We start from the raw sequence: 515 nt of genomic DNA on the forward strand, positions 1-515 counted from the left end.
TTTTGCCGAGATTTTACTGTCTCGTGTGCTTGAGCATGCACGTCGCATCATCACACCTCTCGTCTCTGGCATTGTCGTAACTCTGATTGGCCTGACGCTGATCCAAGTCGGCTTGGTTTCTATGGGTGGTGGCTATGCTGCAATGGGCGACGGTACTTTTGGTAGCTTAGACAAACTGGCGCTCGCTGGTACCGTACTTGGGTTAATTGTGATTTTGAATCGTTCTAAAAACCCATACATTCGCGTGGCTTCGATCGTGATTGCCATGCTGGTTGGCTATGTAATGGCATACTTCATGGGTATGGTCGACACCTCAAAATTGGGGGAAACCAACCTCGTTGCGCTACCGATTCCGATGCAGTACGGCTTGTCATTTGACTGGTCACTGTTTATCCCTCTCGTGCTGATTTTCTTTATCACGGCGTTGGAAGCGATCGGCGACATTACCGCAACGTCTGAAGTATCTGGCGAACCGGTTAAAGGCCCTATTTACATGAAGCGCATCAAAGGTGGGG

At 49.5% G+C, this 515-nt stretch carries 1 protein-coding gene; it reads left to right on the plus strand.

What is annotated here, in order from left to right:
- The coding region (locus R7E78_RS30645; protein WP_318059212.1) for a solute carrier family 23 protein at positions 1–515 on the plus strand (515 nt) is incomplete at both ends.

The organism is Vibrio sp. YT-19(2023) (assembly GCF_033337395.1).